General features: G+C 30.6%; 7 protein-coding genes. 3 read left to right on the top strand and 4 right to left on the bottom strand.

The window, feature by feature from the left end; all coding sequences use genetic code 11:
* Positions 1–2: 2 nt before the first annotated feature.
* Genes KTV93_RS12420 through KTV93_RS12430 form a run of 3 tightly spaced genes read left to right on the top strand, consistent with a single transcriptional unit; the run spans position 3 to position 2,873 of the window.
* Complete coding sequence (locus KTV93_RS12420) at positions 3–857, top strand: hypothetical protein (RefSeq protein ID WP_218249279.1); 855 nt, start codon at positions 3–5, stop codon at positions 855–857.
* Positions 854–2,149, top strand: a complete 1,296-nt coding sequence (gene qatC, locus KTV93_RS12425; protein WP_218249280.1) for a Qat anti-phage system QueC-like protein QatC — start codon at positions 854–856, stop codon at positions 2,147–2,149. The genes KTV93_RS12420 and qatC overlap by 4 nt, the downstream gene beginning before the upstream one ends.
* On the top strand, positions 2,142–2,873 hold the full coding sequence (locus KTV93_RS12430) for a TatD family hydrolase (protein WP_218249281.1): 732 nt from the start codon (positions 2,142–2,144) through the stop codon (positions 2,871–2,873). The genes qatC and KTV93_RS12430 overlap by 8 nt, the downstream gene beginning before the upstream one ends.
* A 274-nt stretch (positions 2,874–3,147) precedes the next feature.
* Here the strand turns inward: KTV93_RS12430 and KTV93_RS12435 are convergent, their stop codons facing one another.
* The 4 genes from KTV93_RS12435 to KTV93_RS12450 all read right to left on the bottom strand — a co-directional run bounded on the left by KTV93_RS12435 (position 3,148) and on the right by KTV93_RS12450 (position 5,852).
* A complete protein-coding gene (locus KTV93_RS12435; RefSeq protein ID WP_218249282.1) occupies positions 3,148–3,540 on the bottom strand; it encodes a hypothetical protein in 393 nt (130 codons plus the stop codon).
* A 299-nt stretch (positions 3,541–3,839) separates the two neighbouring features.
* A complete protein-coding gene (locus KTV93_RS12440; RefSeq protein ID WP_218249283.1) occupies positions 3,840–4,409 on the bottom strand; it encodes a hypothetical protein in 570 nt (189 codons plus the stop codon).
* 217 nt (positions 4,410–4,626) lie between these two features.
* A complete protein-coding gene (locus tag KTV93_RS12445) occupies positions 4,627–5,418 on the bottom strand; it encodes a hypothetical protein (RefSeq protein WP_218249284.1) in 792 nt (263 codons plus the stop codon).
* 173 nt (positions 5,419–5,591) lie between these two features.
* A complete protein-coding gene (locus KTV93_RS12450; RefSeq protein ID WP_218249285.1) occupies positions 5,592–5,852 on the bottom strand; it encodes a helix-turn-helix transcriptional regulator in 261 nt (86 codons plus the stop codon).
* Positions 5,853–6,872 lie beyond the last annotated feature (1,020 nt).

Raw genomic sequence — 6,872 nt, forward strand, 5'->3', positions numbered from 1 at the left:
CTATGGGAACATCAAGTATGTATGGTGGCTATTCCAATGGAGGTTCACAAAATAATCCTCTTATACCACCTGATTTTGAAGATAATGAACAAGAAAATAATAATGACGGAGAAGGTGCAGATAATCAAGAAGATCAAAATTCTGAAAATGAAGATTCTGAACAAAATTCAGAGGATAAAAAAGTAGAAAAACAAGACGAACAAACTGTTGAATGGAGTAATGCAAAAACTTTCATGTCAAAAATAGCTTCTGGAAGATCCAATAATATTAAGGGTGCAGTCTCAAAATATGTAAAAGCTTATGGAGGTGCTAAATCTGCTTCAAAAAATGCAGTAGGAGGAATAAAAACAACTATCAATCTTGGAAATTTTGTAAGAGGTATTTCAGAGAAAGGATTGAAAGAAACCCTTGATGCATACAAAATAGATTACAAGGATAAGGGTGGAAAAGAAATTCTAAGTGAGCTAATAAACATTTTAGCACCTTCTCCTAGTACAAAAGATGATGCTGTTTCAAGAAAGGCTTTGATTCTTACTATGGAAATACTATATGAACTTATAGAACAAGAAAGTTCAGAGATTGAGACTATTGAAAAACTAGATGTGAACATCATAGTTCCAACTTATATAGAAGCTTATATTTATCAGAAGCTAATAAATGATCTAGGGTCACGAATAGAAAGTTATTCTAAAAGTGCAGCAGATGCAGTAGCTGTGGAAAAAGATATAAAAGAATATATCCATTCTAAGATTGAGGTTGTCTTTAAAGGTAAGGATATTAAAGACTATGAATTCTCAACAAAAGAAATACTAAGCCTTTATAACCAGTGTTACACCGTAATGGAAGATTTATTATGAAAGAATTTATATTTAAACTAAATACTGATGATACATTCACAGTAGACTCAGCAGTTGAGGTGGATTTGACTTCAAAGGCAGATTATAATCATACTTTTTTTAATTTATTAAGACCACTTTATCGCATGCCAAGCTTTTTTCAAAATGAGGCATTAGATTTATGGTATATCTCTTTAATGGTGTACTATGTTGATAGGAAGGTTTTAAGGAGTGGAACTTTTGACAATTGGACTAGAGAAGTAAAACTTTACATTCCAGTATTAGAAGTTGATAAATGGAATCAAAATAAGGATTTGCTTATAGAAATGATTTCCTACTTAAGTGGTGATATTTGGGATTTTGAATTTAGAAAAAGAGACTTAAATGAAAAAGAGACTAAAATATCTGGAAATATTACTCAAAGATATATATCAAGTAAATATACTCCTGATTGCTTTTGTATGCTATCTGGGGGGTTAGATTCATTTATTGGTGCAATAGACCTATTAAAAGAAAGTAAAAACATTGCATTTATTGGACATTACGGAGGAGGAAAAGGGGTAAAACCTTTCCAAGATAAAGTTGCTTTTCTATTAAAGGATAAATTTGGATTACAAGATGAGCAATTTTTCAATTTTAATGCAACACCAATTGGAGGAATTGAAGATACAACTAGAACACGTTCATTTATGTTTTTTATGCATGCTATTATTTTAGCATCCTGCATGAATAAAGATATTGATTTGTATATTCCTGAAAATGGATTAATATCTTTAAACATCCCTCTTACCAATTCTAGATTAGGCAGTAGTAGCACAAGAACAACACATCCCTATTATCTAAAAATGTTTCAGGATTTATTAGTAAAACTTGGTGTAAAAATAAAATTAAAAAATCCTTATCAGTTTTTGACTAAAGGAGAAATGTTATCAAACTGTAAGGAATTAGATTTTATTAAGGAGCATTACAAAGAAACAATGTCTTGTTCACATCCAGATCAAGTCAGATGGGTCAAAGGTAGTTTTAAGCCTAAACATTGTGGTACGTGTTTGCCTTGTACTATTAGAAGAGCATCAGTTTTATACGCATTTGAGAGTGATATCACAGAATACAGAGATCTTGATTATGAAAATAGAAAAGCAAACATAGAGCTAAGATCTTATAAGATTGGGCTTTTAGACTACACTGAAAATAATACAGGATTTACAATTCAAATGTCTGGAAAAATTGATGAGCAGCTAGATGAATATGAAGATCTATACAAAAGAGGAATGGAAGAATTAGCTACTTTTATAAATACGAAAAATGAATAATTTTTTATTTGATACTCATGCTCATTTAGATTTGTCAACTAATTTTAATGAGGAAGTTAATAGTATTGAAAAACTAAAAATATACACAATAGCTGTAACAAATCTTCCTCCTCTTTACGTTAAGTTTAAAAGCAGGATTGAATCAAAATATATAAAACCCGCTTTAGGGTTTCACCCTGAACTCATTGAGAAATACCAAAAGTATATACCTCAAATGTGGAGACTATTAGATGAGGCAAAATATATTGGAGAGGTTGGTTTGGATTATAAGGCTGCAATTAATTCAAAAGCAATTCAATTAAGTTTTTTTGAATCACTTATTCATAAATGTAATGATTTAGGAGGGAAAGTATTAACCATACATAGTAGAAATAGCGTTGATGATGTTTTATCTATTATAGGAAGAAGGTTTAATAGTAAATTTATTTTACATTGGTATTCAGGTAATTTAAAAAATATAGATGTAGCAGTTGCTAATGGAGCCTATTTTTCTATTAACAATGCAATGTTCAATTCTAATAATGGATTAAAGATAATCAATCACATCCCACCTGACAGGCTTCTTTTAGAATCTGATTATCCTTTTGTAATTAGTAAAAATAAAACTCCTTTTAGAGTTATTGATATTAATGAAACTGTTATTAATTTAGCAAAATTAAAAAACCATAATTATGATGAAATGCTAAAAGTCTTAAATGAAAATTTCAAGCAAATACTTAGGTAGAAGTCAAAAGTATTTTTACTAAAGAAGTTGATTTGCTTCGATGGACATGTTTGTGTCATTTAATAATCTTTCCCAAAAACATTATTAAGATCACATTCTACATCTAATGTTTTAAAAGAACTGGAACAATTAATTATAAATCAAAGTACTTTATTTTCTGAGGTTGATGAGGTAGCTGATTTTACTCGTAGTATTTTTTAGCTCATGCTCAAAATTTCACAGAATAAATTTTAATCATACACAAATAATCAAACCCTATAAATATAGGTGACTTCTAGGATAAATTTTTTGAAATCAAACTTATATGCTCGTCTGAATACGTTAGATCAACTGGGACAATATTTTCTTCTACGTATCTCACACCAGTATCAGTTAGTTTACCGGCCCTGATTGGACTTTTTAGCCAATCAACCTCTTTTTTGAAAGAATAATCTTTTATTAAGTAAGAAGGCTTATTGACTATTGTATAATCCTTTCCTGAATTATCCCTCAAAAAAAAATGGCTATCTTCCATTTTAATATTTCCTACTAAAGGTTCTTTACTTAGAATGCAGGCTTTAAATGTTAGTGGTTTGTCAATCCATTCTAAAAAAATAATTGGATGTTGGTCTCTTCTTATATTCCAAAAAATATCACCTTTATAAAATTTTAGGTCTTTCATCGTCATAGATATGCTGTTAAATATTACAAATAATTTTTTAATATAATTACGCTTTCCAATAAAAGCTAAAAATGCAAACTCTCTTTTTTTATTCCCTCCTCACATACAAATTCTTCCTCCCATCCTCTTCCCCAATTTTGACAATATTATCGCTTGAAAGATTTCTCATCACCCAAAAACAAACCTCTCTTAAATCTCTTGGCTGAGGTCGTCGAAGTATAAAAGAAGTCGGCTTTTATCTTAAATTTCTAAAAATCTTGAAAATCTTGGCGTTTTGCAACTACTACCTTTGTTAGCAGAAGTTTTTACCTTCTCGGTGATCTTCTTGTATGTGCTCTTACATATGTTCCATCTTTTCTATAGTAACTTCTTACGTGAACTTGACCTCTGGAATTTGTTGTTTCAAAAGTCGTGTAATCATAATTATTTGTTTTTTCAGGAATAAATTTTTCAATCTCTAAAGATATAAATTCATAAATTCCATCATTATTTGAGCAAGCATCATTATTTATTGAAGATACAATTGTGCCGTCTCTACAAAGACAACCAATGTTAATTTCATTTCCTTTATGTTGATTTTCTAAAAAGTTGTAGTAACTATTTTTACTTAATTTTTCTAAATAATCCTTATTATTTAATTGATAATTGGATTTGTAATCATCTGTTTTTTTTGTTATTTGTTCTCGAAAAAAGAAAGTTTCTGCTTTATTAGGATTTAATTTCTTCGAAATTGAAAGAGAAAATAATATTGAAATAAAAATTGTAAAACTAAAAGAAATACATCCTAATTTATCTCCTTTTATTTTAATCATTAAATTTCCTAAAATTATGTAAACAAAAAAACAAGAGATTATAAAAATGATTAATTCAAACATAGTTTCTTTTTAAATTTCTGCTACCAGCTAGGTATTTCCGTACGCGGTATAAAAAACGAAAACTTACTACTTGCTATAAGCTTTATTTATCATAAAATTCTTCAAATGAAAACTTTAAAGGCGCTTGCAAAATTTAGAATTTAAAAAAGCTCCATTTTTAGGCTTTCATTGCATTTCGTACTTACAAAACGAAAGATTGTTACTGTACGAAGCCTTTTCATATTTTTTTTAATTGTTTGACCAACAATTTTAATTGTATTCCCAGGTTTTCAAGTTTATCGTTCTGTTCTTTTACAAAATCCTTATCTTCAAAATGTTCAAAGCTTTCTTGTGAAAACATTTTATGTTGTGCAAAAAGAAACATTAACTGTATGTAAATTGGATAAAATGGTAATAGAATTTCGCAATCATTTTTGAAATCATTAACGGATAGTTGTAAACGAATATTTTCATCAGCATATTCAAATTCAATTGGTTTTGGACTTTTTGTTGGAAATCCATCTCTATGTTTTACGCAATTTGCTATCCAATTAATTCGATGAATTAGTTTGAATTGTTGCCAGTCTTTGATTTGGAATTCAAATTTTTCTTTTGTCCAATTATTTAGTGAAATTTTATCAACATAAAACTCTGAAAAAACTTCAGATGTCATTTCAAGAACATCATTTGTGAAATTTTCGATTTTATGAAACAAGCCAACATATGCAAGTCTTATAGTTTCATATAAAGTTTCCTGAAAATCAATTTCTTTGATATTTAGTAAATTTCTATATTTCGAATTACGAAATTCATTTTTTGAAATGTGAATTGCTTTATTAGTTTCTGGAACGTAATGTCTAATTACAAGTTCTTTGTATGTAGTTAATTCCGCTATTCTATACGAAACGGTATTAAATAGTTTATTTGCAAGTTCATCCTTTTGAGTAATATCAAAATTTGGAATTGTGGTGAACCCTTCTATTAATTTCTCTATTAATAGATCAAATTTATTATTTGGCTGTTTTTTCATATGGTTCCATAAGACTCGTTCATATGTATGGAATATAGATAAAGCGAATCAAAGCTGGGTGTATTTGCATGATTATATTATTACAATATAATCAAAGATATAAAAAGTATTTGCACTTTCATGAACTCTATAAATGCAAAGAGATTCCAATCTCCATTACGGTTCTCCATCATCTACTTATCATCCTCCTTAATTCTCACAGAAAACTCCTCATACGTCTCTGATTTTTCATTTGTCCATTTTGTTTGTAGAAACAGGTCTCTTATATCCATGCGGAGAAGTTTAGCGATTTCGTAAAACTCTTCTAGAGAAGGTTGTCTTTTATTATTACGCCATAGAGATATAGTGGACTCAGATTTATTAAAGTACTTCGCCAGAACTCTGTTCTTAATTTTTTTGTCTGTAAAGACCTTATTTAACAAGTTTAAATCCATGAATTATTAATTATTTATTAAAAAGTTTTGCGTTTAACGTAAAACTTTGTATATTTGTCAGTAAGAGAAATAAGCGAATAGTTGAGAATTAAATAATTCTAATTTTACAACGATGTCACTCGTTCTAAATCCGCCAGATTGCCACGAGTTGACGAGTGTTCGCCTAATACTGGGATTTTGTATATTTGCAATATATTCCAGTAGGGCGTTCCTCGTATACTTTTTGGGGCAGCTCGTGTCTTCGACAAGAGTAGGTTTCTGGCGGAACCGTGAACAATAAGTTGAGAGGGCGCTCTATCTGGTTTTATCCGCTGAAAGAATTCTTCCTCCAATTTGGTGTCCATCGTTCCATAAACCCCAAAACACATCAGTATGAGAACGACATTTACCTACTTTCCGCCTTAAAATCAGAAGAACCTGAAGGTTCTCACCACCAGTCTCCAGATACCCATCAGGAGATAAAAGAACGCCAACGCTCCTCACTTTGTGAGAGGGTAAGGTTTTGTGCAGCCCAATGCTACACAGAATCCTTAAAACATTATCACCCTTAAACACACCAAAGCCCTTTGATGGAGCCTGAGTGCAGGAGTAACAACATTTTAAAACTGGTACGTTAAAAATAGGTTGTTTATTCCAATTATACAAATGAAGTGGAAAGGTGAGTGAAGTGGGAGAGTGTCGGTTTATTAAGGTTGAGGTTAAGGATGAGGTTAAGCTTTCTTTTGCTGCGCAAAAGAGATTCCTCGCAGGCTCGGAATGACAACTCCGCCTGGAATGACAGGGATCATTCTGAATGACATGAACAATGGTTAAGCGCCATTGCGGCCCCGGGGCTTATAAGGATTTACGTTTTTCTTCACCAATATAATAACAGTTATGAATTATTCATTCACTTTTAGTGACACCTCTTAAGAGCTCCTCACATTCATATCAATGCTCTTTTAAAGGATTGGTTCTTAGCGGGAAAGCGCCCCTCTCTTCATAGGTTTTTACAGTGCTTTCCCCTAAGGCAATCCGAGA

It is taken from the genome of Kaistella faecalis (assembly GCF_019195395.1).
Classification (GTDB): domain Bacteria; phylum Bacteroidota; class Bacteroidia; order Flavobacteriales; family Weeksellaceae; genus Kaistella; species Kaistella faecalis.